Source organism: Providencia sneebia DSM 19967, assembly GCF_000314895.2.
Lineage (GTDB): Bacteria > Pseudomonadota > Gammaproteobacteria > Enterobacterales > Enterobacteriaceae > Providencia > Providencia sneebia.
The window spans coordinates 324,076-348,153 of sequence record NZ_CM001773.1; the positions used below are offsets into that span (position 1 = coordinate 324,076).

A 24,078-nucleotide genomic window follows, 5' to 3' on the forward strand; every position below is an offset into this window, starting at 1 on the left:
TAATGACGTTAATCAAAACATCACTATTAAGCCTGATCGCAACTTTTTTTAAAATGCTATCAGGCTTAGTTATCAATAAAGCTGTATCTATTTATATTGGCCCTGCTGGGCTTGCTGTAATAGGTCAATTTCAAAATTTTAGTCAACTTGTATTAATCGCAGCACAAGGGGCAATTAATAGTGGTGTAGTAAAATATACGGCTGAATATGGCAAAGAAAGTGGAAGACTACCATTATTGTTCAGTACAGGTGTACGTATCAGTTTGATTGCATCGGTTATTGTTGGAACAATACTAATTACACTTTCTCATTTTTTCTCTCTCAAAATATTAGATACTGTTCAATACCAATTTATATTTATCTTATTTGGTTTTACTATTATATTATTTGTTTTAAACAGCTTTTTATTATCTATAATTAATGGTTTAAAAGAAATAAGAAATTATATAAAAATAAACATAATACAAAGCCTATACTCATTAGTTTTTACTAGTTTATTAATTTATTTTTGGGGATTAAAAGGCGCACTAATAGCTTTAGCAACTAATCAATCTGTAATTTTTTTCATCACATTGTTTATGTTAAGAAAACATAAAATAATAATATGGAAAAACTTTACATCATCTTTTGATAAAAAAATATCCAAAAAATTATTTGCTTATTCAGCAATGGCTATTACCTCCGCCATTATGGTTCCCACATCACAATTTATTATTCGTGATTATATTGGAACTACTCAGGGATTAGAACAAGCTGGATACTGGCAAGGTGTTTGGTATATATCTACAACTTATTTAATGATAGTAACTACGGCATTAAGTACTTATTATTTACCACGGCTATCTGAAATAAATAATCGACAAGAATTAAAAAAAGAGATATTACAAGGCTATAAAATATTACTCCCTATTGTGATTTTTTGTGGTTTGCTTATATATCTTTTACGTGATTTTATTATCTACCTGCTTTTTTCTGATAGTTTTATACCTATGAAACCATTATTTACATGGCAAATCATTGGTGATGTATTTAAAATAGCGTCATGGTTATTAGCATATGTAATGGTTGCTAAATCAATGACGAAAATATTTATAATAACAGAAATTATATTCACTATAAGTTTTATTTCAATTTCGATTCTATCTATAAATATACTAGGAACTATTGGGGCTAATTTAGCATACTGTATTAATTATTTTTTATATTTAATATCCATTTACCTTATCTTAAAAATAAAAAACTATATTTAATATGAAAATTATTTCATTTTTTCTACCTTCACCAATATATGGTGGCACCGAAATTCTTATGATTAGATTAGCTGAATACCTATCTAAAGATTATAAGATAAATATTTATACTAAAGCAAAATCTTATATTGCAATGAGTTATGTGCCAATTAATAATATCACTATAAAATATGACTTAGGCCAAGTTAATAATGATTTTTTTATTATAAGTTCAAAATATCTATTAGATTTATATAATAATATAAAAAATAAAGATATTGATATATTCATATGGCAGCTTCAACCTATTGAGCTCATAACTCAATTTTTCCCTGCTCGTAGGTTTAATAAAGAAATAAAAATATATAATAAATTAATAGATAAGCTATATAGACCTAGGCGAGAGTTATTGGCTCATTTGCTAAAAGAATATTATAATGAAAATAAATTATTCTTTATGGATTCAGATAACTATAATACTAGCAATAAATATTTAGGGTTAAATTTAGATGAGATTAATTATATTCCAGTTGCAGTTCCGTTCGAATCAATACATTTAGAAGACAGACCAAAAATAAATAAAAATTTAACCTTCTGTGTCGTTTCTAGAATATCTTATGATTTTAAGTTTTATTCAATTTTAAATTTTATAAAATCTCTTGAAAAATATATAATATCGAAAAAAATATCTATTAATTTAGAGGTTGTTGGCTCTGGCGATGCTTTAAATGAATTAATTACATACGCCGAGCAATCAAAAATTAACTTTACTTTCCACGGAATAGTACCTATCGATGATGTATATAAAAATATCTATCCAAAGATAGATATTTGCTTTGGCATGGGAACATCATTAATTGACTCATCAAAATATAAGATACCAACAATAATTACAAATATATCAAGTAAACATGATTCAGAGTATACTATAAAATATAGTATGTTTTATGAATCTATTGGGTTTTCTTTAGGTAGCTATAATAATAATGGCAAAAGACCTTTAAATGAACTTTTAGATGAAATTATTATAGATCTAAATAAACATGGTTACATGTGCTATTTATATGCAAAAGAAAATCATTCATCAGAGATTATTTTCAATAAAATAAAATCTATTATATCTAATAGTCGCATTAATCCTAATCTTAACAAACTATCTGATGTAATGGACAAAAGAAAAAATTTAGATACTATTTATAATAAAATTATATTATTATTTAGGATATTAAAAAACTTATTAAGAAAAATAAAACTAAATATCAAAAGCGAATAGACCTTATGCCATTTATTATTTTTTATATTTTCATTTCTATTTTATTATTATTATTTCAATTAGTTAAGCAAAATACTAACATAAAGAATAAGAACTATTTAAATAGTTTATTTTTCTATTTTATATCATTTTTGATAGTATTTTTAACATGTACGCGATATAAAACAGGCACTGATTGGGAAGGATATCAAAACTATTTCTATAATAATGATTATAGCTGGGAATATTTATGGTCTAGTTTTAATGAAATAATATTTAATTTTGGATTACCTGTTGAATATATTTTTGTTTTAACTGCACTACTAAGCCTTTTTCTAAAACTAAAAACAATATCTATTCTTTCAAAAAAATCAGTTTTTGTTATTATTTTATGTATACCTTTTATTATTAATAAAGATTTTGGCACTATAAGACAAGGACTAGCAATTTCAATTTGCTTTTATAGCTCATTATATATTTTAGATAAAAAACCTATTTTTTTCACAATTCTAGTATTAATTGCAGCTCAATTTCATTTTTCTTCACTAATATTTTTATTCGCATATCCTTTATATAATATTAATTTATCTAAAAAATTCTCTTTTATTTTAATATTACTGTGTATAGTTATTGGTTATTCTGGGCTCGTAATTATTAGCATTAACTATATTACAAATATACTTTCATCCGATAGCCGTATTGGTTATAAATTAGTAAAATACCTATCATATGATGATGAGTATAGTAGTATTTATTCTAATAGTATATTAGATCCCGCAGCAATTAAAAAAATCGTCTCTGTCTTGATTTTTTTCTATCTTACTGGATACAAAAAATTATTATCATTAAGTAAAGATTATAAATTATTATTTAATCTTTTTATTTTTGGAACCTGTTTATTTTTTATTTTTAATGATATTCCCCAACTCAGACGATTAAATGGATATTTTGATCTATTTCAAATTTGCTTATTTGTATCTTTATTATCCTTGATAAAAGATAAAGCAAATCAATTAATTTTAATCAGTTATTTATGGCTATCATCATTTATTAATCTTTATGGTTACATTAACTCCTACCCTGAATATTTAGATCATTATAATTCTTTATTGGAATTTTTATTTTGAAAAATATATTATATATTACCGAATCTAACTTAAAAGCCAAATATCCCAATGGTGGTGAAATAGTCTCTATTAATAATTTAAAAATATTAAAGTATTTATCATCCTATAATATAATCACATATAGCCTATATGCTACTCCCACACCTATAAGAAAATTAAAAAAATTAATTTATGGTATTTATGGATATTATTATCCAATTAATAAAAAATTAATAAAAGACTTAATTGATATAATTATAGAAAAAAAAATTTCTTATGTATATATAGATAATTCTAAGCTTGGATTAATATCGTATTTTATAAAAAATCATTTTAAGAGTAAAATAAAGGTCATAACATACTTTCATAATAATGAAGTATCTTATTTTAAAGATAAAAATAAAAAATCTATTTTAAAAAAAATAATTCTTCATTCTATAAAAAAATCACAAGATCAAGCCTTAAATACATCAGACTCATGTTTTTTTATCTCTAAAGATGAAATGGATGAGTTAAGCAAGCATATTGATAGAGATTATGTTATACCAATATATATTAAAGATAATTTTGATGAAAATATAACGTCACATAAAAATGAAGAAGATTATTTATTATTTTTGGGCTCTCTCTTCTTTCCTAATATTGAAGCAGTTAGATGGTTAAAAAAATATGTTATGCCCTATGTACCATATAACTTATTAATTGTAGGTAAAAATTTCGAGAATATGAAAAATGAACTTGAGGCTAAAAATATACATGTAATTGGATCTGTAGAGAAAACAGGCCAATATATTAAAAACGCAAATATTATATTATCACCAATATTTAGTGGTGCTGGGTTAAAAGTAAAAATTGCTGAATCATTAATGTATGGGAAAAAGATTATAGCAAATGATTTTGCTCTAACTGGATATAATAAGACCGAAATTAAAAATTTCGTTTTAATTTCTAATGATGCGCAATCTTTTATTCAAAATATAAATGAAAATTTTTTAATCAGTAAAAAGTATTATCCAGAAATAAGAAATTATTTTACAAATAATTATTCAAAAGAAAGTATTTTAAAAAAAATGGGTGACATTCTTGAAAAAATATAATATTGCCTTCATTGATCCTCAATCATACTCTAATTTAGAGAAGTATGATTCAGGTGTCCTTAGTGAATTTCATAACCAAAACTGTACTTTTTACTGCTCTAATAATCTAAGTCAAACTTCAAACTTCAAAACTGTAAAAGTAGAAAGAATTTTCAAATATTCTTCCAAATCAAATAAAATAGCATCATTAATATCATATATTTATTCTATGATATTATTATTTATACGCTTAATAAAAACAAAACCAGACATAATTCATATACAATGGATTAAACTACTAGCCTTTGATTTTTTTATTTATTACTCTTTGAAAAAAATATTACCTAATAGTAAGTTTATATTTACCGCTCATAACATCAAACCTCATAACTGTTCTAATTTTTATTTCTATTTTTATAAGAAAATATATAATATTTTTGATGTCATAATAGTTCATAGTTTATTTACTAAGAAAGCACTATTATCTATTAATGATAAATTATCCATTAATGTTATTCCTCACGGCCTCATTCCTTTAATTGATGATGATTCAATAAACTTTGATATTAGTCAGATTTTTTCTAAAAAAAAACTCACATTCTGTTTTATAGGAAGAGCATCCCATTATAAAGGAATAGATTTATTATTGAACTCCTGGGAAAAAAGCTTCAATAATAACAATGAAATCCAACTAATTATAGCAGGCCGCATTGATAATAAGTTTAAACATTTAAAAAATAAACTATGGAATAATGTTATTTTTATTGATCGTTTTTTAAATGAAACAGAATTAAAATTTATTATTAACAATAGTTTTTTTGTATACTACCTTATAGAGAAATATCTCAAAGCGGTGTTTTATTGACGGTGTTGCCATATCATATACCTTTGATAGTATCTAACTGTGGTGGGTTGACTGAACCCCTATCTATTAATCCTGATATTGGAATTTTAATAGATTCACCTCTATCTTGTGATTCTATTACCGAATCGATACAAAAATCCATCAACCAAAAAGATAAATATTTATTAATTAAAGAAACTCCTGATAATTGGAAAGAAATAGAAGATTTTTATGATTGGTCATCCATTTCTTATATGACATTAAAAGTTTATTACTCCAACTAAATATACGGTTATATTTTTATGATTTTACCAGTAATCATGGCAGGAGGCTCAGGTTCTCGTTTATGGCCAATGTCCAGAGCCCATATGCCCAAGCAGTTTTTATCTTTAACCAGCCATCTAACCATGCTACAAGAAACACTAGAGCGCTTAAAAGATATAGAGCATCAACCCCCCATCATAATATGTAATGAAGAGCATCGCTTTCATGTCGCAGAGCAACTACGTGACTTGGATATACCTCATTCAGGAATCATACTTGAACCTATAGGGCGTAATACAGCTCCAGCAATATCCTTGGCTGCGCAACATGCTTTAGCAAAAGTAAAAAATGATGATGAAGATCCTATTTTACTCGTACTTGCTGCAGATCATCTAATCCAAGATACTCATGCTTTTCACTGTGCTATCAATAAAGCTAAAACTCTTGCAGAAAATAATTTACTAGTAACTTTTGGGATTATCGCAACTAAACCGGAAACAGGGTACGGTTATATAAAATGTGGCAATAAAACTAAAATTGATAATGATTGTTATTTTGTAAATTCTTTTGTTGAAAAACCTGATATCGATACAGCTAAATCTTACTTAAATGCAGGTAATTATCTATGGAATAGTGGAATGTTTATGTTTAAAGCTTCCCGCTATCTCAAAGAACTCTCTTTATTTAATCCTAATATCGTTTTATCCACAGAGAATGCTCTTAATAATGCTGTATCTGATTTAGATTTTATCCGCCTAAATAAAGATGCTTTTGAAGCATGCCCAAGTGAATCAATAGATTATGCAGTTATGGAACATACTAAAGATGCAGCAGTTGTTCCATTAGATGCAAAATGGAGCGATGTAGGAGCATGGTCATCTTTATGGGAGGTTAGTGATAAAGACCAAAACTCCAATGTATTAAAAGGTGATATTATTACTGAGGATACAAATCACTGTTATATATCATCACCTGAAAGATTAATAGCTGTATTAGGTATCGAAGACCTTATAATTATTGATACTAAAGATGCATTGTTGATTTCTCATCGAGATAAAGTTCAAAATGTAAAAAATATTGTAGAATTATTAAAAGAACACAATAGAAAAGAATTCAAAAATCATATTGAAGTCTATCAACCTTGGGGAAAATATGAGCATATCGCAGAAGGAGAACGATACCATGTAAAAAAAATAACAGTAAAACCGGGTGGAAAAACAGCGACACAATTACATTACCATAGAGCAGAACATTGGGTTATCTTATCTGGAACAGCCAAAATCTATAAAGATGATAATGAATATATTATTAGTGAAAATGAATCAGTTTTTATTCCATTGGGAACAAAACATTACTTTGAAAATCCAGGAAAAATACCTTTAGAACTGATAGAAGTAAGAACCGGAAGTTATCTAGAAGATGATGATATTATCCGAATAAAAAATTAAACGATTTGTCAATTGGTAAATATTTAAATGTTAAAAAAATCATCAGAAGTTATTAAAAATTCAGATATAGCATTTGGCACCAGCGGTGCTCGTGGTCTTGTTACTCAATTTACTAATGAATCCTGTGCAGCTTTCACTCATGCATTTATTGATAGCATCAAAAAAGAATTCAATTTTAAACACATTGCGGTTGCTATCGATAATCGCCCAAGTAGTGAGTTTATTGCTTCTGCATGTATTGATGCTATTAAACAACAAGGAATTGAGCCAATATATTATGGTGTTATCCCTACACCTGCTTTAGCACATATCTCCATGAGCAATAATATTCCTTGTATTATGGTAACGGGTAGTCATATCCCTTTTGATCGTAATGGCTTAAAATTTTATCGCCCTGATGGTGAAATTACTAAACAAGATGAACAATTAATTTTGAATTGTAATATACCATTCACTGTTACTAATGATATATCAGATTTACCACCAGCTGATAAACTAGCCTCCGAAAAATATATTGAGCGCTATTCTTCTATTTTTAATGAAAATTTGTTGTCCGGTAAAAGAATTGGTATTTATGAACATTCAAGTGCTGGTAGGGATATTTATTCTAAGTTACTTAAAAAATTAGGTGCTGAAGTCATTTCGCTCGGTCGTAGCAATGAATTTGTACCAATTGATACCGAAGCAGTATCTGAAGAAGATAAAACTAAAGCGCGAAATTGGTCTAAACAATATCAATTAGATGCAATCTTCTCTACTGATGGTGATGGTGACCGACCACTCGTAGCAGACGAGAATGGAGAATGGCTTCGCGGTGATATATTGGGTTTATTGTGTTCATTAGAGCTTGATATAGAAGCATTAGCTATTCCAGTTAGCTGTAACACTATCATTTCTACTCATAAGCACTTTTTTTGTGTAAAACAAACAAAAATTGGTTCACCTTATGTAATAGAAGAGTTTACAAATTTATCAAGTAAATATAAAAGAATTGCAGGCTTTGAAGCTAATGGTGGCTTTCTTTTAGGTTCTAATATTGACGTAAATGGGAAACACTTATCTGCCTTACCAACTCGTGATGCTGTGTTACCATTTTTAATGCTTTTATCTGCTGCGAAAGAAAAAGGTATTTCACAATTAGTCAAAGAACTACCTCAGCGCATTACATTCAGTGACCGTATTCAAAATTTTGCTACTGAAAAAAGTAAAAAAATAATTAAAGATGCCCAAGAAAACCCACAAGCTTTATTACAATCTCTAGGATTTAGTGATTTAGAAATAATTGATATAAACACTATAGATGGATTAAGAATTACATTATCAGATAGTAATATCATTCATTTACGTCCTTCTGGTAATGCGCCTGAATTAAGATGTTATGCTGAAGCTAATGATGCAGAAATAGCTAAATCTATCGTTACTCAAGTATTGCATAATATAAAAAATATTCCTGAAACTTTTATTTAAACTCATATCTGGTTCCCTTATGAAAATCGCAATTGCCGGAACAGGCTATGTTGGTCTGTCCAATGCCATGTTATTGTCACAAAACCACGAAGTTGTCGCAGTCGATATCATCCCCGAAAAAGTGGCGATGTTAAATAATCACCAATCTCCGATTATTGATACTGAAATTGAGCAGTTTTTACGGGAGAAAAAGCTTAATTTCCGTGCCACGCAAGATATCCAAGAAGCCTATACTGGSGCTGATTATGTRATTGTGGCCACGCCGACTGACTATGACCCGAAAACCAACTAYTTTAATACCCAATCGGTTGAGTCGGTCATTCATGATGTGCAAAAAATCAATCCAAACGCCACGATTATTGTCAAATCGACTATTCCAGTTGGCTTTACTGAGCGCTTACGTGAAGAGTTTGGCTACACCAATGTGATTTTCTCACCTGAGTTTTTACGTGAAGGTCGTGCGCTGTATGACAATCTGTATCCTTCACGCATTGTGGTCGGTGAACGCTCTGAACGCGCCCAAATTTTTGCAGATTTGTTGCTCGAAGGTGCAATTAAAAAAGATGTCCCCGTTTTATTTACGGATGGTACAGAAGCCGAAGCCATTAAACTGTTTGCTAACACTTACTTAGCGATGCGCGTTGCGTATTTTAATGAACTCGATACTTACGCRGAAAGTCGKGGTCTGAATGCCCGCCAAATTATTGAAGGTGTGTCATTAGACCCACGTATTGGCAGCCATTACAACAACCCGTCCTTTGGTTATGGCGGTTATTGTTTRCCRAAAGAYACCAAACAGCTGTTGGCGAACTATGATGATGTGCCAAACAACCTGATTAATGCCATTGTTGAATCAAATCGCACGCGTAAAGATTTTATCTCTGATGCCATTATTGCCAAGTCACCGCGCAAAGTGGGTGTTTATCGCCTAGTCATGAAAGCCGGTTCAGATAACTTCCGTGCTTCTGCGGTGCAAGGTGTGATGAAACGCATCAAAGCCAAAGGCATTGAAGTCATCGTCTATGAGCCAGTACTAAAAGAAGACGAGTTTTTCCGTTCAAAAGTGTATCGCGATTTGGAGGCATTTAAAGCCGATTGTGACATTATTTTGGCTAACCGCCTTGTTGATGAGTTGGAAGATGTCGCTGATAAAGTGTATACCCGCGATTTATTTGGTAGTGATTAAATGGACTCCAAATCTAATACTCCTTTGGTTTCTGTAATTATGCCGTGTTATAATTCAGAAAAGAATATTCAAGAATCAATAGACTCTGTTTTAAATCAGGAATATCAAAACGTTGAGTTGATTATTGTTGATGATAATTCAACAGATTCTACCGTAAATATTTTAAATAATATTACTGATCCAAGAGTATCTATTATTCTCTCCAAGAAAAATAATGGTGCTGGATATTCAAGAAATATAGGTATTGAAAAAGCTAAAGGTCGTTTTATTGCATTTTTAGATAGTGATGATATCTGGATAAAGAGCAAGCTAAAAGAACAAATCTCTTTTATGCTTACCCATGATTATCCTTTTACCTTTAGCTACTACCAGCACTTTAGTAGTAAAGGCTTAGAACAAGTTATTACAGCTCCTGAGTACACAACTTATCAAAAGTCCCTATATGGTAATGTCATTGGTTGCTTAACAGTCATTTACGATACACAACGCTTTGGAAAACAATACATGCCTTTAATTCGAAAAAGGCAAGACTTTGGTCTTTGGTTAACACTGCTTTCATTAGAGAAAAAAGCTTACTGTTATCCTAAAGTATTAGCTTATTATCGAATTGATTCTGGTATGACCCAAAATAAATTTAATGCAGCTAAATACCAATGGCAATTCTATCGCCACGTAATGAAATTTAATCCCATTAAATCTAGCTGGTATTTTTCTTTTTATACAATAAATGGTTTTTTGAAACACTCTAAACTTTTTAAAAAAATCAAACATTCTATATAATAGTTGTTAATCCATACTTTCCTTATTGAAAGCAATGTATATTATATCGACATTATTTATACTTCTACCTGAATATTCTTACTAAAGGAATAGCTAGTTTATGAAACGCCTTTCTATTGCTGCACTAATGCTCACTGCATTAACTGGCTGTACCGTCACTCCCGGTGTTTATATGTCCACCAGTGGCAAAAATGTCGTTGATACGGGTGATCGTGATATCTCTAAATTTGTCGATATCTATCCCATTTCACCTAAATTATTAGATGAGTTATATACGCCACACGATATTGCTAAACCCAATCCAATTCTTGAAAAACAACTGTCAACCTATGAATACCGTGTGGGTGTCGGTGATGTACTAACTATAACAGTATGGGATCACCCTGAACTCACTATTCCTGCGGGCTCATATCGCAGTGCGGCAGATTCCGGTAACTGGGTACATTCCGATGGTACAATTTATTACCCTTATATTGGAAAAGTAAAAGTTATTGGTAAAACTGTAACGGAAATCAGAAATCTTATAAGTAATAAACTGGCTACTTATATTGAGTCACCTCAAATTGATGTCAGCATTGCAGCTTTCCGCTCACAGAAAATGTATGTATCAGGTGAGGTTGCCAAACCAGGCACATTACCTATTACTAACGTCCCACTGACAATTCTAGAAGCGTTTAATACTGCGGGTGGACTGACCGAAAAAGCAGATTGGGATAACGTGGTATTAACGAGAAATGGTAAAGAAATTAAAGTTTCCTTACAATCACTTGTTCAATATGGTGATTTAACTCAAAATTATCTTATGTTACCCGGTGATGTGCTGTATGTACCTCGTAATGATAGCCAAAAAGTGTTTGTTATGGGTGAAGTTGGTCAGCCAAATACCCTCACAATTGATCGTGCTGGTATGAGCATTACTGAAGCCTTAAGTAAAGCAGGTGGTACAGATCAAAATACTGCTAATGCAACAGGTATATTTGTTATCCGCCCACTAAAAAACCAATCATCGGGTGATAAAGAACTTGATGCTCTACTACCGAAAAAAATGGCGGCGGTTTATCAGCTTGACTTATCGGATGCAACATCCATGGTGATGGGTACAGAATTCAAGCTAAAACCTTATGATCTGGTTTATGTAACTGCTGCACCAATAGTTCGTTGGAACCGTTTAATCACTCAGCTTTTACCAACTATCGCTACCTATAATCAGTTAACTGAAGCAACTAAACGCATTCATGATTGGTAATTATTATGTTTAACAATATTCTTGTTGTCTGTATGGGTAATATTTGTCGCTCTCCTACAGGGGAACGTTTATTACAAGCACATTTTACCAATAAAAAGGTTCATTCTGCGGGCATTATCGCTAAAGAAAAAATGCCCGCCTATGAAAGTGCTATTCGTATTGCCCAAAACCATAATTTATCTTTAGATAACCATCAATCACGTCGTTTAACCAAAGAGTTATGTCAGGAAGCAGATTTAATTCTGGTGATGGAAAACGATCACATTGATAAGGTTCATCAACAATTTCCCGAAACTCGCGGAAAAGTGATGCTATTTGGCCAATGGCTCAATAAAATAGAAATTCCAGATCCCCATAAACGCAGCGATGAAATGTTTGAGCATGTTTATCAGTTGATGGAAAAAGCCGTCATACAGTGGCAAGGGAAAATTTAATCTTAATTTTGGATGAATTAACATTTAACTTATTATGAATACAACAAAAAATAGCCCTGCAGCCACAGATGAAATCGACCTGCTGGCATTATTCAAGGTATTAAAAACCAACTATATCAAGATTGGGGTTTTTACACTTATTTTTATTATCTTAGCCGCGATTTATAGTTATTTAGCGACGCCCATTTATCAAGCTAACGCTACTCTGCAATATGATAAAGCAAGTCAAGTCTCTCTGTTAGATCAGATGAGTGACATGATGCCGCTATCAAACAGTAACAGCCAAGTCGATTCAGAGATTGAAGTGATTAAATCTCGTATGGTACTAGGGAAAACAGTAACAGACCTTAATTTGGATACCCAAATTGCACCAGCAGGCTTTTTCGATAAATTCTGGAGTGATAAATCTTCTGTTGCTATTTCTCTCTATTTTGTACCTGAGCAATTAATTGGCGAGTCAGCTACCTTTACTTATTTAGGTGAGGATAAATATTCACTCAGTATTGCGGAGCAAACTGTTGAAGGCAAAGTCGGTGAGTTATTAAAGCAAGACGAAATCAGCTTATTGGTCACTTCAATCAATGCAGAAGCTGGTCAAGAATTCACCCTTACAAAAAACTCACGTTATTTAACAATTGAAAATTTACGTAAAACTTTAACTATTGCGGAAGTGGGTAAAGGTACAGGCATTATCAGTATGGATATCAAAGGTCCTGATAAAGCAGAAAATGTCAAAATCCTTAACAACATTATCCAAAACTATGTAGACCAAAATACTGAACGTAAAAAAGAAGTGACCAATAATACCTTACTCTTTTTGGATGAATATTTACCAAAAATAAAAATTAAGTTGGATAACTATGAAAATCAGTTAAATGCCTTCCGTAAGAAAAATGAGTCTATTGACCTGTCATTGGAAGCTAAAGCCGCACTTGATAGTGCTTTACAAGTTGAAGAAAAGTTGAATGAACTGACGTTTAAAGAGGTTGAAATTCAACAACTCTATACCCGTAACCATCCTGCATATCAATCATTATTAGATAAGCGGCAACAATTGTTACGTGAAAAAGAGAAAATCAGTAAAAATATTCAAAAATTACCAAATACCCAACAACAAATTGTTCGTTTAACGCGTGATGTGGAATCTGAACAAGCCATTTATAATCAGCTAGTCGCTAAGCAACAAGAATTAAGCGTACTCAATTCTGGTATTACTGCGGATGTACGTATTATTGACTCAGCAGAATCTCAGCCAACGGCTGTTGCGCCGAAAAAAGCATTAATATTAGTTCTAGCGGCTATTCTCGGATTTATTATTGGCTGTGCCTATGTTATTGCACGTGAATTCTTCAATAATAAAATTAAGGGCACAGAAGATATTGATGCATTGGGTGTCAATGTTTACGCTACGATCCCGTTTTCAGCTCATGAGAAAAAGCTGATTGCTGAGGGTAATATTCGCCCGCTATCCCTTGAAAATCCAGCAGATACCGCAGTAGAAGCTATTCGTTCATTACGCACAAGTGTTTATTTCTCGGTGATGAACCAAGGGAATAACCTTGTCATGGTGACGAGTGCTTCACCAGGTGTAGGTAAAAGTTTTGTGACTTCAAATATGGCTGTTGTACTTGCTAATGCAGGCAAAAAAGTACTTCTAATTGATACTGACTTACGTAAAGGCCGTATCCACAAGGCCTTTAGCTTGAGTAATAAACAAGGGCTGTCTGAGTATTTATCTCAATCAGATACTACCCAACCCGTTATTCATCAAAACGTGATTGAAAACTTAGATATTATTTGCCGCGGTAAAAATGTCACCCACTCATCTGAATTATTAATGGGCGAACGATTTAAAAATTTACTTGAGACTGTCAAGGACAATATGACCTTGTAGTGATTGATACTGCTCCAATACTGGCTATTACTGACTCAGCAATCATTGGTAAATATGTCGGTACATCACTATTAATTGCCTTCTATGGTGTCAATACCGTTAAAGACATAGAGTTGTCCTTAAAGCGATTCAAGCAAAATGATATTGAAATTACAGGTGTTATCTTAAACGGTATTGATGCAAGGTCTGACGACTATAACTATGTTTATGAATACTGATCTGATAAAAAATAACTACTAATCTAAATAATAAACCTAAAGCGGACTTCATTTTGAGTCCGCTTTTTTGTTTCTGTAGGATTGTAAGCGCTTAATGAACCAGTAAAGCTTTACTCAACCTCACTGATTTCTACGTTCCATGGCATGAGATCCGACACATCATCTTTCGGACTTCGTTTTGGTAACTCGGTAAACAGGTGTTGGAAGTAATAATAAGGGTTCATGTCATTAGCGCGGCAAGTCATCACGAGGCTATACAAGTTTGCACTCGCCTTTGCTCCGCCTACCGAAGTTGAGAACATCCAATTTTTGCGACCTGTCGTGAACGGCCTTATATCTCGTTCGGTCACATTGTTGTCGATACTTATATCGCCGTCTTCAAGGTAGGTAAGCAGCTTAGGCCACTGGTTTTGCGTATAAGTGATGGCTTTGCCAAGTAATCCTTTAGGGAGAACGTTTTGACTGTCAAGCCATTGCTTGAACTCATCTAAAATAGGTTTGGCTTCTTCTTGTCGTAGTTGGTGTCGAGATTTTGCGTCAAGCCCTTTGGCTTTTTTTCAAGACCGTATAGTTTGCTAATAAAGTTCAGTGCTTTTTCTGGCTTGCCCGCTTTTTTTGATGGTGAAGCTTTTTGAGCATCAGTAAACTTTCTGCGTACATGCGCCATGCAAGCAGCTTGAGTCACGTCCTCAAGTTTGTCGTATGCACTGTAGCCATCCGATAGCAAGTAACCAGAGTAACCACCTAAAAAGTCTTGTACGCACTCTGCTCTGCGGCTGGCTTGATAGTCGTAGATAACCACTGGGTTATTGACGAACTCACCGCTACGATAGACCCACATATATGACTTAGATTGTGCTTTCTTATCTTCTTCACGTAATACTTGAACAGTGGTTTCGTCCGCGCAGATGAGCTTTTCTTTCAATAACTCACTTTTCATTGCATCAATAATGACTTGCACTTTGCTTCCTAACTGAACGCACCAGTTGGCCAGTGTAGCGCGGCTAATATCTATACCAGAGCGATTGAGAATATCCACTTGGCGATAGAGTGGCAGAGCATCAACGTATTTTGCTGTGACTACAGCGGCGAATGCATCTGCACTCCCTAGGCTTTTAGGGATCATACTTGCGGGTTTTGGGGCTGTGATAATCTTTGTTTCAGTCTGTGTTTTTTCACACTGCCGGCAAGCGTACTTGGTTCGCTCGTGACGTATAACACTAACCTTCTGTGGGATGATTTTCAGCTCTTCAGAAGTTTCAACACCACATTGATGTAAAGGCTCGTCGCAGCAGTCGCAATAAGGGGCATTGAGTTCATGTTTATGAACTTCACGCTCGAGCTCTTTTGGAAAAGGCTTACGGCCTGTTTTTTTCTTGTCGTCGTCGGATTTAGCCGTACTCTTTTGTTGCTCCGCTTCGTTAAACGTACCTTTGGGTATTTTTTCACTTTGTGATGAGAAGCGCTTTGACTTACTTAAATTGAGCTGTTCAATCAACAACTCAATTTTGGTTTTGAGCTCGGCAACCTCCTCTTGCTTTGCCGCAAGGAGTTTATCTTTTGCTTCGTTCTGTTGGTGAAGCTCAAGCAGCATAGCTTTTAGCTGGTCGATATCATCAGGGAGGTCGGTCATGTCTGGGCTCTGGTCATCTCAATGACTTAAGTATGACAGCAAAAAAGGATCGTTCAAGCCCAACGTGACGATCAGTATCAGCGGTCACACTTCTAGATTATGAAGTGGACGATGAGCTTTGGCATGTTCGAGCGTTAACCCCGAAAGAAGCCAACCCAGTTGTTGCTTAGTAATATGAATGGCTCCGTCCTCACTGGGTCTTGGCCACTTGAAGGTCCCTTTTTCTAAGCGACGATAGTACAGCCAGAAGCCATTAGTATCCCAAAACAAGATTTTCAATTTATCTCGGGTACGATTGCAGAAAATGAACCAAGACTCACTAAACGGATCCATCTCAAGAGTCTCCGCGACAATCAACGATAGTCCATTAATGGACTTACGCATGTCCGTGACTCCAGAGATGAGGAAAACCTTACCTGTTGGTATCATTGTAGCGCTTCAAACCAAGTCTTAATTTGTTGCGAGCTAAGCGTTGCCGGCAGTTCTGCTCGAATGCCATTATTGAGAATTAACACAACACAACTTGTGCTCACGGTAGGCTCTGTCACCACGATAGGTTGAACCCTGGTTTCAGGCTCGGATTGCGTGAGCTTTTTCGACCAATAGTGAAAAGTCTGATAGCTTATGTTTTGCTCCGAGCAAAACTGCTTAATGCCTAAATTACTTTGTCGTTGCTGCTCTAGAATTGCAGCCCAGTATTCTCGTTTACTTTGTTGTTCCATAGTCCCTCCAATGAAAAAGCTACTATGGCAAATGACGAGTTTGTTTAGTATGTGTGGTTCATTAACCGCTTACGTAGGATTAATGCAAACAACTGCATGCATCTTGCTTTGTTTGCGCGTAGAATCCGTCTATTCTTGTTTATTCAACTATGACAAATCAATAGCCACTTGTTATGCCACATATTGTATTATTCGAACCTGAAATACCGCCTAATACGGGAAACATTATTCGCCTTTGTGCCAATACTGGTTTTAGCCTGCACCTCATTCATCCGCTTGGCTTCACTTGGGATGATAAACGCCTACGCCGTGCTGGCTTAGATTACAGCGAATTTGCCGATATCAAACATCATCATGATTATTATGCTTTTCTGGAAAGTGAAGGATTGAGTCCTGATAATCACCAATCTGCTACTGGCGCTCGAATATTTGCTTTGACGACAAAGGGTAAACCAAGTCACAGCAATGTCAGCTTTCAACAAAATGATTATTTAATGTTTGGACCTGAAACTCGTGGGCTTCCACCCTATGTACTTGATAATATGCCAATAGAACAAAAAATTCGCATTCCAATGTTAGCCGATAGCCGCAGTATGAATTTATCAAACTCGGTGGCTGTTGTGGTATTTGAAGCTTGGAGACAATTGGGATATGCAGGTGCTTTGCTTAAAGATTAATATTTTTTAGCACCATTAATCGAGTTAATCTAATGGAATATTGAACATCTTATCGCCACCTGCTAGACTTGTACAATAACAAGTACAATTAAGGAGTTTATCAAGATGAAAATTATTTCCTTTAGCGATGCAAGAAATAATCTAAAAACAGTTTTAGATCGGGTTGTAAACGATGCGGATACAACAATCATTACTCGTCGTGATTCTGAAGATGCAATAGTTATGTCATTAGATTATTACAATAGTTTAATGGAAACTATTTATTTATTGCGTTCCCCTGCTAATGCGGAGCATTTAAACAGATCTATTGCTCAATTTAAATCGGCTAAAACGTTAAAAAAAGAGTTAGTTGATGAGTAGATTATTAGCATGGACTGATGATGCTTGGGATGATTATCTTTATTGGCAAGCGCAAGATAAAAAAACATTAAAACGTATTAATAAATTAATCAACGAAACCAAACGAACACCTTTTAGCGGTATTGGCAAACCCGAACCGCTAAAAGAGAATTTATCTGGCCTTTGGTCTCGCCGAATTGATGAAACAAACCGATTAGTCTATGCCGTAGAGGATAATGCTTTAACGATTATTTCGTGCCGCTATCATTACTGATTGATGGTGCTTAAATTCCATCACCATCTTCAAAGCCATAAATCAAACCATTAAAGTTTTGATCCATCTCTAGTGATGGCTTTTCACTGTTTGGCTTACCAACAATGCGGGCAGGAACGCCGGCAACTGTTGTGTGAGGAGGAACGGCATGCAAAACCACAGATCCCGCACCAATTTTTGCCCCTCGGCCAATTTCAATATTTCCAAGAATTTTTGCACCCGCCCCAATCATCACACCTTCACGCACTTTAGGATGGCGGTCACCACAAGTTTTTCCAGTACCACCCAATGTGACAGATTGCAAAATAGAAACATCATTTTCCACGACGGCGGTTTCACCAATCACAATGCCAGTCGCATGATCGAGCATAATGCCACAGCCAATACGGGCAGCGGGATGAATATCGACGCCAAACGAAACTGAAACTTGGTTTTGTAAGAAGATAGCTAACGCTTGCCGCCCTTCTTTCCAAAGCCAGTGCCCAATGCGATGCGCTTGCAAAGCATGAAAGCCTTTTAGGTACAAAAGAGGTGTTGAGTATTTATCAACTGCGGGGTCACGTAAACGCACAGCAGATAAATCCATGGCTGCCGAAACAATCATTTGTGAATCATTACGATAAGCTTCTTCAACAATTTCGCGCACTTCCATTGCTGGCATAATTGGAGAACTCAGTTTATTCGCCAACATATAACTCAGTGCGCTACCCAAATTATCATGCTTGAGCAATGTCGCATTAAAAAAACTGGCGAGTAGTGGTTCACAGTCTGCAAGTGATTTTGCTTCATCCTTAATGAACCCCCAGATCTTCTCCAATTCTTCATGCGACATAATGACTCACTTTCTTATTTGATTTTAGTCTTGTGACGTAGCTAAATCTGCAATTTCATCTTTTGTTGCACGACCTAATAAAGATTGTGCCGCCTCTAATACATTTTTCTTGCAATAGAGGATTTGATAAATCTGCTCAGTAATCGGCATTTCAATACCCGCACGCTCTGCAAGTGCTTTGACTTCTTTAGTATTTCTATAACCTTCAACCACTTGGCCAATTTCTCGCTCAGCATCAGTCACACTAACGCCTTTGCCAAGCATCATGCCGAAACGGCGATTACGTGATTGGTTATCAGTACATGTCAGCACTAAATCCCCTAATCCTGCCATTCCCATAAAGGTGGAAGGGTCAGCACCTAAAGCAGTACCTAAGCGACTCATTTCAGCAAGCCCGCGCGTAATTAACGCGGTGCGCGCATTTGCACCAAACCCCATTCCATCAGAAATCCCAGCACCAATTGCAATCACGTTTTTAACTGCACCACCAAGTTGTACGCCAACCATGTCAGGGTTTTTGTAAACGCGAAAACTTTTGCCACAATGGAAGAGTTGCTGCAACTCCTCAGCAAATTGGTTGTCTGTCGCGGCAACTGCAATTGCAGTAGGTAATCCAGCCGCAAGCTCTTTTGCAAACGTTGGACCAGACAATACAGCAAGAGGAATTTCATTGCCTAATACTTCACGTGCAACATCTTGTAACAAGCGACCTGTATCTCTTTCTAAGCCTTTTGTTGCCCATATAATACGGGAACCCGCTTTAAGATAAGGTTGGATTTGTTTGAGTACGTCACCAAATACATGACTCGGTACAACAATCAAGATATTCAGACTCGCTTTTACGGCACGTTCAAGATCCGTTTCGAGACATAAACTATCAGGAAAAGAAACGCCAGGTAAGAAAGCCTGATTGCTACGTTCTTGTTCTAATTTGTGGATATGCGCGGGATCATGCCCCCACAATACCACCTGATGACCATTACGCGCTAACGTAATGGCTAAAGCGGTGCCGTAAGATCCGGCACCAATTACTGTCATTGAAGCAGTATTCATTAAGCGTCCTGTTTAGCTTCGCCGTCTTGCGCTTGTTCACCTTGCTGTTGTTGCTGCAAATAATTCATGAACAGAGCATCAAAATTAACTGGAGCAAGGTTCAGCTGAGGGAAAGTACCGCGACCCACCATGCTAGTGATTGCTTCACGCGCATAAGGGAACAGAATGTTCGGGCAGTATGCACCTAAGCAATGTGCCATTTGGGTGCCTTCGATACCTTCAATTGAAAAAACACCTGCTTGCTGAACTTCACACAAAAATGCAGTTTCTTCACCCAATTTCGCCGTGGTTGTTACACGTAAAACAACTTCATACACGCCTTCAGTCAATTGAGTTGAAGAAGTATCCAAGTCTAACTTGATTTCAGGCTGCCACTCATGTTGGAAAACATGTGGCGCATTAGGTGCTTCAAACGAAACGTCTTTTGTATAAATACGTTGGATTTGAAATACCATTTCTGAGTTGTTTTGTTCTGACATAATATATTAACTTCCATATGAATTTTAAACATGTACTCCCATCACATACCAAATGATAGGCAGGTAACTTAGCTAACCCAAGCCTATGAATCCTTACATAAACTTCAACAACCTGTTAGAAATTTTTACCTATGCCTACCTATAACTTAGTCTATTTTGGGAATACCCGCTAGCGTTGTAATGTCAAGCGATAGAAATACCGCCGCGTAATCTGATTGAGCCACTTTAGATCACTCTTACAAAAAGTGATATTGGGAAATAACTCAAATAATAGAGACAAACTCTACTTTAGACCTCAAACAAGCTATTTCTTACCACGTGCCAGTGGTAGATTTTCACCTGACCAGCCTGCAATCCCTTCTTTTAGGATAAAGACTTTTTCAAAACCGTGTTGTGCCAAATGTTCAGCCGGCTTACCCGCTTCCATACCATTTGCCGAAACCACAATAACGGGTTTTTGTTTATATTTTTCTAACTCACCCAAATTATTGTCTTTAATTTCAGATGGCGTTAAGTTGACTGAATCGATAATGTGTCCTTTGCGGAAATCGTCACGAGAACGCAAATCCACAATGACAGCCTCTTCTTTATTAATCAGAGTAATCGCCTGCGCGCGAGTGATCACTTTTGATTTAGAGAACATACCTTTAAAGGTCATTACGACCACTGCGACTAATAGCACTATCCAAACCAGACTCAGCAACATATTCCGGCTTACAAATTGCATGATTTCTTGCATCATGAGGGGCAATCACTCCCGTTAGTTAAAAACGAATATCAAAGGTTCCAAAGTATACCTGTGTGTTGAGCTAATTACAGCCAATTCGCGCAAACTACACCGATTTTTTTGCGAAACCGTACGCAAAAGTGCTTCTTTTCCTGAAGAATAACATTCTTCGTATCAAATAATATTTGATTTAATGATACAAAGTCGTGCAATACGCTATACAATTGATAAAACTGATAAACTGAGTAAGGATAATTTCTACTGTCTATATTCTCAATCATACAAACCACATGCTAGGGTGTTCTCAAGAATTGAGGCAGCCAAAACGATGATGAATATAGGGCATTCCACTTGGAGGCTTCCTCACTTATTATCATTTTCAGCGATATTCAGAATAGATCACTAGTCACCGTGCTTTTCAAGTGAAATAATCCATTAACGCATTTAGCATTTAATTGAGGTTCTCTATCAGAATGGCCAATAAACATAACCCGATGAAAATAACCTTGGTTCGTCAGGCTATTGCCTCAGCGCTATTTGCTTTTGGACTCATGTCTCTTTCGCCTGCACCCAGCATGGCGGCAAATCAAATCACTGAAAATAAAGATCAGCTAAACAATTTACTGCAAAACATTGCGGAAAAAGAGAAAAGTGTCAAAGCGCAGCAAGCTAAAAGAAGTCACCTTCTCAACCAACTTCAGCAACAAGAAAAAAGTATTTCTGCTGCAAGCCGTGAGCTGCATGAAACAGAAACACAACTCAAGCAGCTTGATAAAGAGATTGCGTCATTAAACAGCAACATTAGCCAATTACAAAAACAAAAAGTGGCTCATGAAAAATTACTTTCTGAACAACTGGATTCGGCGTTTAGGCTTGGAAAACATCAAGGACTTTCATTATTTTTAAAAGGTGAGGAAGGCCAACGTGAAGAACGCATTCTTGCCTATTATAGCTACTTGAACCAAGCTCGCGAGAAAACAATCAAAGAGTTAGAAGAGACAACCCAAGAATTACATCAACAAAGAAAATTAGAACAAACAAAACAAAAAGAGCAAAAAACGGCTCTAGCTCACCAGCAACAAGAAAAACGTAAGTTAGATAATGCTCAGGTTGCACGTAAGCAAACACTTACTGCTCTTGAAAGCACATTGAAAGAAGATCAAAAGAATCTTGCGCTCTTAAAACAAAACGAAGCAAGGTTAAGAGATAAAATTGTACGAGCTGAACGAGAAGCTAAAGCGCGTGCTGAACGTGAAGCGCGTGAAGCAGCGCGTATTCGGGCGGAAGTTGCAGCCAAAGAACGCAAAGCCAAACAAACGGGCTCAACGTATAAGCCATCAGAAAGTGAACGCTCACTTATGTCACGAACTGGTGGACTAGGTCGCCCAGCAGGTCAAGCCTTATGGCCGGTTCGCGGACAAACTATTCATAATTATGGCGAGGCTATTTCAGGTGAATTGCGCTGGAAAGGAATGGTTATTGGTGCGAATGAAGGCACTCAAGTTAAAGCTATTGCCGATGGTCGCGTATTGTTAGCAGACTGGTTACAAGGTTATGGGCTCGTTGTCGTTGTTGAACACGGTAAAGGTGATATGAGCTTATATGGCTATAACCAGAGTGCATTGGTGAATGTTGGGCAAGAAGTTCGCGCAGGGCAACCAATTGCTTTGGTGGGTAGCAGTGGCGGCCAAGAACGTCCTGCTTTGTATTTTGAAATTCGCAGACAAGGTAAAACAGTCAATCCGCGCCCATGGTTAGGTAAATAATTCAACGATTTTGCCAACCTCTCGATGAATAAACAGGCATTGTGTTCTTTACCTTGATTAATAGGAAAAATATTATGTTAAAACACAGGCCTTCAAAGGTGCTCATTGGTTTATCTTTACTGATCATGGGTAGTATTCAGGCCAGTGCAGCAAAATTAGCGATTGTAATTGATGACTTTGGTTATCGGACAAAGGAAGATAACCAAATTCTGGCACTTCCCACGCCAGTCACCATTGCAATTCTACCCGATTCACCTCATGGTCAATTAGTGGCGAACAAAGCACATCAGCAAGGTAGGGAAATTTTAATCCACATGCCGATGAAACCATTGAGCAAACAGCCGTTAGAAAAAAATACGCTAGCGCCATCAATGAGTGCGGAAGAAGTCGACAGAATAATCAAACGAGCAATTAACCAAGTGCCTTATGCTGTAGGGATGAATAATCATATGGGAAGTGATATGACATCCAACCTAGCGGGTATGCGCCATGTGATGAGCTCACTCTCTCAGTCTAATTTTTTCTTTTTAGATAGCGTAACGATTGGAAATACTCAAGCAGGCAAAGCAGCTAATGAATTTGGCGTACCAATTGTTCGCCGCCATATTTTTCTTGATAATCACCAATCCGAAGAAGAAACTCGCGCTCAACTCAATAAAGCCGTAAATTATGCTCGAAAACATGGTTATGCGATTGCCATTGGTCATCCGCATCCCTCGACAGTCCGAGCATTGCAAAAATACTTGCCTCAGCTACCCAATGATATTGAATTAGTGGCAGTCAGCTCCCTGCTGAGTCCAAGTGTGTCAGTTAAAGGTCAAACATCAAAAGAACAAAACTCATTAAAAATGCAGCCGGAATCGCCTTCTACACCAGAATCTTCTACTACAGTAGAAAAAAAATCAGAGATTATTCCTGTAACCCCAGCAACAAAAGAGAAACAACCACAAACATTTGAAATTGGGACATGTGAATTTACATTACCAGAACAATCTTCCGCACCTAAGTTAGAAGGGATCCATCTATTAATGTTTGTTGTTGAAGCATTATATCAAGACCCACAAATACAGCCTTATTTAAAGCAGCAACCTAAGAAAAAACCGCTTTTTTCTGATGAATAAGCAAATAGGGA

General features: G+C 35.3%; 25 protein-coding genes and 1 pseudogene. 19 read left to right on the top strand and 7 right to left on the bottom strand.

Going from position 1 to position 24,078, the window contains the following annotated elements; translation table 11 throughout:
- Nucleotides 1–2 precede the first annotated feature (2 nt).
- The 14 genes from OO7_RS01155 (at nt 3) to OO7_RS17045 (ending at nt 14,444) form a co-directional block, all read left to right on the top strand.
- The gene (locus tag OO7_RS01155) at nt 3–1,250 is read left to right on the top strand and encodes an O-antigen translocase (protein ID WP_008914125.1); all 1,248 of its coding nucleotides are present in this window, start codon (nt 3–5) and stop codon (nt 1,248–1,250) included.
- A gap of 58 nt (nt 1,251–1,308) precedes the next feature.
- The gene (locus OO7_RS01160) at nt 1,309–2,502 is read left to right on the top strand and encodes a hypothetical protein (protein WP_043892619.1); all 1,194 of its coding nucleotides are present in this window, start codon (nt 1,309–1,311) and stop codon (nt 2,500–2,502) included.
- Nucleotides 2,503–2,507: 5 nt separating this feature from the next.
- Nucleotides 2,508–3,608, top strand: a complete 1,101-nt coding sequence (locus OO7_RS01165) for an EpsG family protein (protein ID WP_008914127.1) — start codon at nt 2,508–2,510, stop codon at nt 3,606–3,608.
- Entirely contained in the window at nt 3,605–4,684 is a 1,080-nt protein-coding gene (locus tag OO7_RS01170; protein WP_008914128.1) for a glycosyltransferase family 4 protein, read from the top strand. Before OO7_RS01165 ends, OO7_RS01170 begins: the two co-directional genes overlap by 4 nt.
- On the top strand, nt 4,671–5,528 hold the full coding sequence (locus tag OO7_RS01175; RefSeq protein WP_008914129.1) for a glycosyltransferase family 4 protein: 858 nt from the start codon (nt 4,671–4,673) through the stop codon (nt 5,526–5,528). The genes OO7_RS01170 and OO7_RS01175 overlap by 14 nt, the downstream gene beginning before the upstream one ends.
- Nucleotides 5,525–5,791 carry a hypothetical protein gene (locus tag OO7_RS17390; RefSeq protein WP_008914130.1) on the top strand — a complete coding sequence of 89 codons (267 nt, stop codon included), beginning with the start codon at nt 5,525–5,527 and terminating at the stop codon, nt 5,789–5,791. Before OO7_RS01175 ends, OO7_RS17390 begins: the two co-directional genes overlap by 4 nt.
- Before the next feature lie 18 nt (nt 5,792–5,809).
- A complete protein-coding gene (locus OO7_RS01185; protein WP_008914131.1) occupies nt 5,810–7,219 on the top strand; it encodes a mannose-1-phosphate guanylyltransferase/mannose-6-phosphate isomerase in 1,410 nt (469 codons plus the stop codon).
- A 27-nt stretch (nt 7,220–7,246) separates the two neighbouring features.
- The gene (locus OO7_RS01190) at nt 7,247–8,686 is read left to right on the top strand and encodes a phosphomannomutase (protein WP_008914132.1); all 1,440 of its coding nucleotides are present in this window, start codon (nt 7,247–7,249) and stop codon (nt 8,684–8,686) included.
- 19 nt (nt 8,687–8,705) lie between these two features.
- Entirely contained in the window at nt 8,706–9,872 is a 1,167-nt protein-coding gene (locus OO7_RS01195) for a nucleotide sugar dehydrogenase (RefSeq protein ID WP_008914133.1), read from the top strand.
- A complete protein-coding gene (locus OO7_RS01200; RefSeq protein ID WP_008914134.1) occupies nt 9,873–10,652 on the top strand; it encodes a glycosyltransferase family 2 protein in 780 nt (259 codons plus the stop codon).
- A 100-nt stretch (nt 10,653–10,752) separates the two neighbouring features.
- Nucleotides 10,753–11,898, top strand: coding sequence for a polysaccharide export protein (locus OO7_RS01205; protein WP_008914135.1), 1,146 nt, complete (start codon nt 10,753–10,755; stop codon nt 11,896–11,898).
- Between the two features lie 5 nt (nt 11,899–11,903).
- Complete coding sequence (locus OO7_RS01210) at nt 11,904–12,332, top strand: arsenate reductase/protein-tyrosine-phosphatase family protein (protein ID WP_008914136.1); 429 nt, start codon at nt 11,904–11,906, stop codon at nt 12,330–12,332.
- Nucleotides 12,333–12,366: 34 nt separating this feature from the next.
- Nucleotides 12,367–14,226 (top strand): GNVR domain-containing protein, encoded by a 1,860-nt coding sequence (locus OO7_RS01215; RefSeq protein WP_008914137.1) that lies wholly within the window; start codon nt 12,367–12,369, stop codon nt 14,224–14,226.
- On the top strand, nt 14,226–14,444 hold the full coding sequence (locus tag OO7_RS17045; protein WP_008914138.1) for a hypothetical protein: 219 nt from the start codon (nt 14,226–14,228) through the stop codon (nt 14,442–14,444). The genes OO7_RS01215 and OO7_RS17045 overlap by 1 nt, the downstream gene beginning before the upstream one ends.
- A 110-nt stretch (nt 14,445–14,554) precedes the next feature.
- On the opposite strand, the pseudogene tnpC reads toward OO7_RS17045, so the two are convergent.
- The 3 genes and pseudogenes from tnpC to tnpA all read right to left on the bottom strand — a co-directional run bounded on the left by tnpC (nt 14,555) and on the right by tnpA (nt 16,799).
- Nucleotides 14,555–16,077: pseudogene (gene tnpC / locus OO7_RS01220) on the bottom strand (IS66 family transposase).
- 84 nt (nt 16,078–16,161) lie between these two features.
- Nucleotides 16,162–16,506 (bottom strand): IS66 family insertion sequence element accessory protein TnpB, encoded by a 345-nt coding sequence (gene tnpB / locus OO7_RS17395; protein WP_008914070.1) that lies wholly within the window; start codon nt 16,504–16,506, stop codon nt 16,162–16,164.
- A complete protein-coding gene (tnpA, locus tag OO7_RS17400) occupies nt 16,503–16,799 on the bottom strand; it encodes an IS66 family insertion sequence element accessory protein TnpA (RefSeq protein WP_008914069.1) in 297 nt (98 codons plus the stop codon). The genes tnpB and tnpA overlap by 4 nt, the downstream gene beginning before the upstream one ends.
- Before the next feature lie 173 nt (nt 16,800–16,972).
- Here tnpA and trmL point away from each other — a divergent pair, with 173 nt between their 5' ends.
- The 3 genes from trmL (at nt 16,973) to OO7_RS01245 (ending at nt 18,089) form a co-directional block, all read left to right on the top strand.
- Entirely contained in the window at nt 16,973–17,476 is a 504-nt protein-coding gene (gene trmL / locus OO7_RS01235; RefSeq protein ID WP_008914140.1) for a tRNA (uridine(34)/cytosine(34)/5-carboxymethylaminomethyluridine(34)-2'-O)-methyltransferase TrmL, read from the top strand.
- A gap of 105 nt (nt 17,477–17,581) precedes the next feature.
- Nucleotides 17,582–17,836 carry a type II toxin-antitoxin system Phd/YefM family antitoxin gene (locus OO7_RS01240; RefSeq protein WP_008914141.1) on the top strand — a complete coding sequence of 85 codons (255 nt, stop codon included), beginning with the start codon at nt 17,582–17,584 and terminating at the stop codon, nt 17,834–17,836.
- Nucleotides 17,829–18,089, top strand: a complete 261-nt coding sequence (locus tag OO7_RS01245) for a Txe/YoeB family addiction module toxin (RefSeq protein ID WP_008914142.1) — start codon at nt 17,829–17,831, stop codon at nt 18,087–18,089. The genes OO7_RS01240 and OO7_RS01245 overlap by 8 nt, the downstream gene beginning before the upstream one ends.
- 10 nt (nt 18,090–18,099) lie before the next feature.
- Here OO7_RS01245 and cysE read toward each other — a convergent pair whose 3' ends face one another.
- From cysE to OO7_RS01265, 4 genes are all read right to left on the bottom strand, one after another.
- Nucleotides 18,100–18,921 (bottom strand): serine O-acetyltransferase, encoded by an 822-nt coding sequence (cysE, locus tag OO7_RS01250; protein ID WP_008914143.1) that lies wholly within the window; start codon nt 18,919–18,921, stop codon nt 18,100–18,102.
- 24 nt (nt 18,922–18,945) lie between these two features.
- Nucleotides 18,946–19,974 carry an NAD(P)H-dependent glycerol-3-phosphate dehydrogenase gene (gpsA, locus tag OO7_RS01255; protein ID WP_008914144.1) on the bottom strand — a complete coding sequence of 343 codons (1,029 nt, stop codon included), beginning with the start codon at nt 19,972–19,974 and terminating at the stop codon, nt 18,946–18,948.
- On the bottom strand, nt 19,974–20,453 hold the full coding sequence (secB, locus tag OO7_RS01260; protein WP_008914145.1) for a protein-export chaperone SecB: 480 nt from the start codon (nt 20,451–20,453) through the stop codon (nt 19,974–19,976). The genes gpsA and secB overlap by 1 nt, the downstream gene beginning before the upstream one ends.
- Nucleotides 20,454–20,757: 304 nt before the next feature.
- The gene (locus OO7_RS01265) at nt 20,758–21,195 is read right to left on the bottom strand and encodes a rhodanese-like domain-containing protein (protein WP_043892621.1); all 438 of its coding nucleotides are present in this window, start codon (nt 21,193–21,195) and stop codon (nt 20,758–20,760) included.
- Nucleotides 21,196–21,653: 458 nt separating this feature from the next.
- Between OO7_RS01265 and envC the strand changes: the two genes are divergently transcribed.
- Complete coding sequence (gene envC / locus OO7_RS01270) at nt 21,654–22,946, top strand: murein hydrolase activator EnvC (RefSeq protein ID WP_008914147.1); 1,293 nt, start codon at nt 21,654–21,656, stop codon at nt 22,944–22,946.
- Between the two features lie 74 nt (nt 22,947–23,020).
- Nucleotides 23,021–24,067 (top strand): divergent polysaccharide deacetylase family protein, encoded by a 1,047-nt coding sequence (locus OO7_RS01275; protein WP_008914148.1) that lies wholly within the window; start codon nt 23,021–23,023, stop codon nt 24,065–24,067.
- Nucleotides 24,068–24,078: the final 11 nt, after the last annotated feature.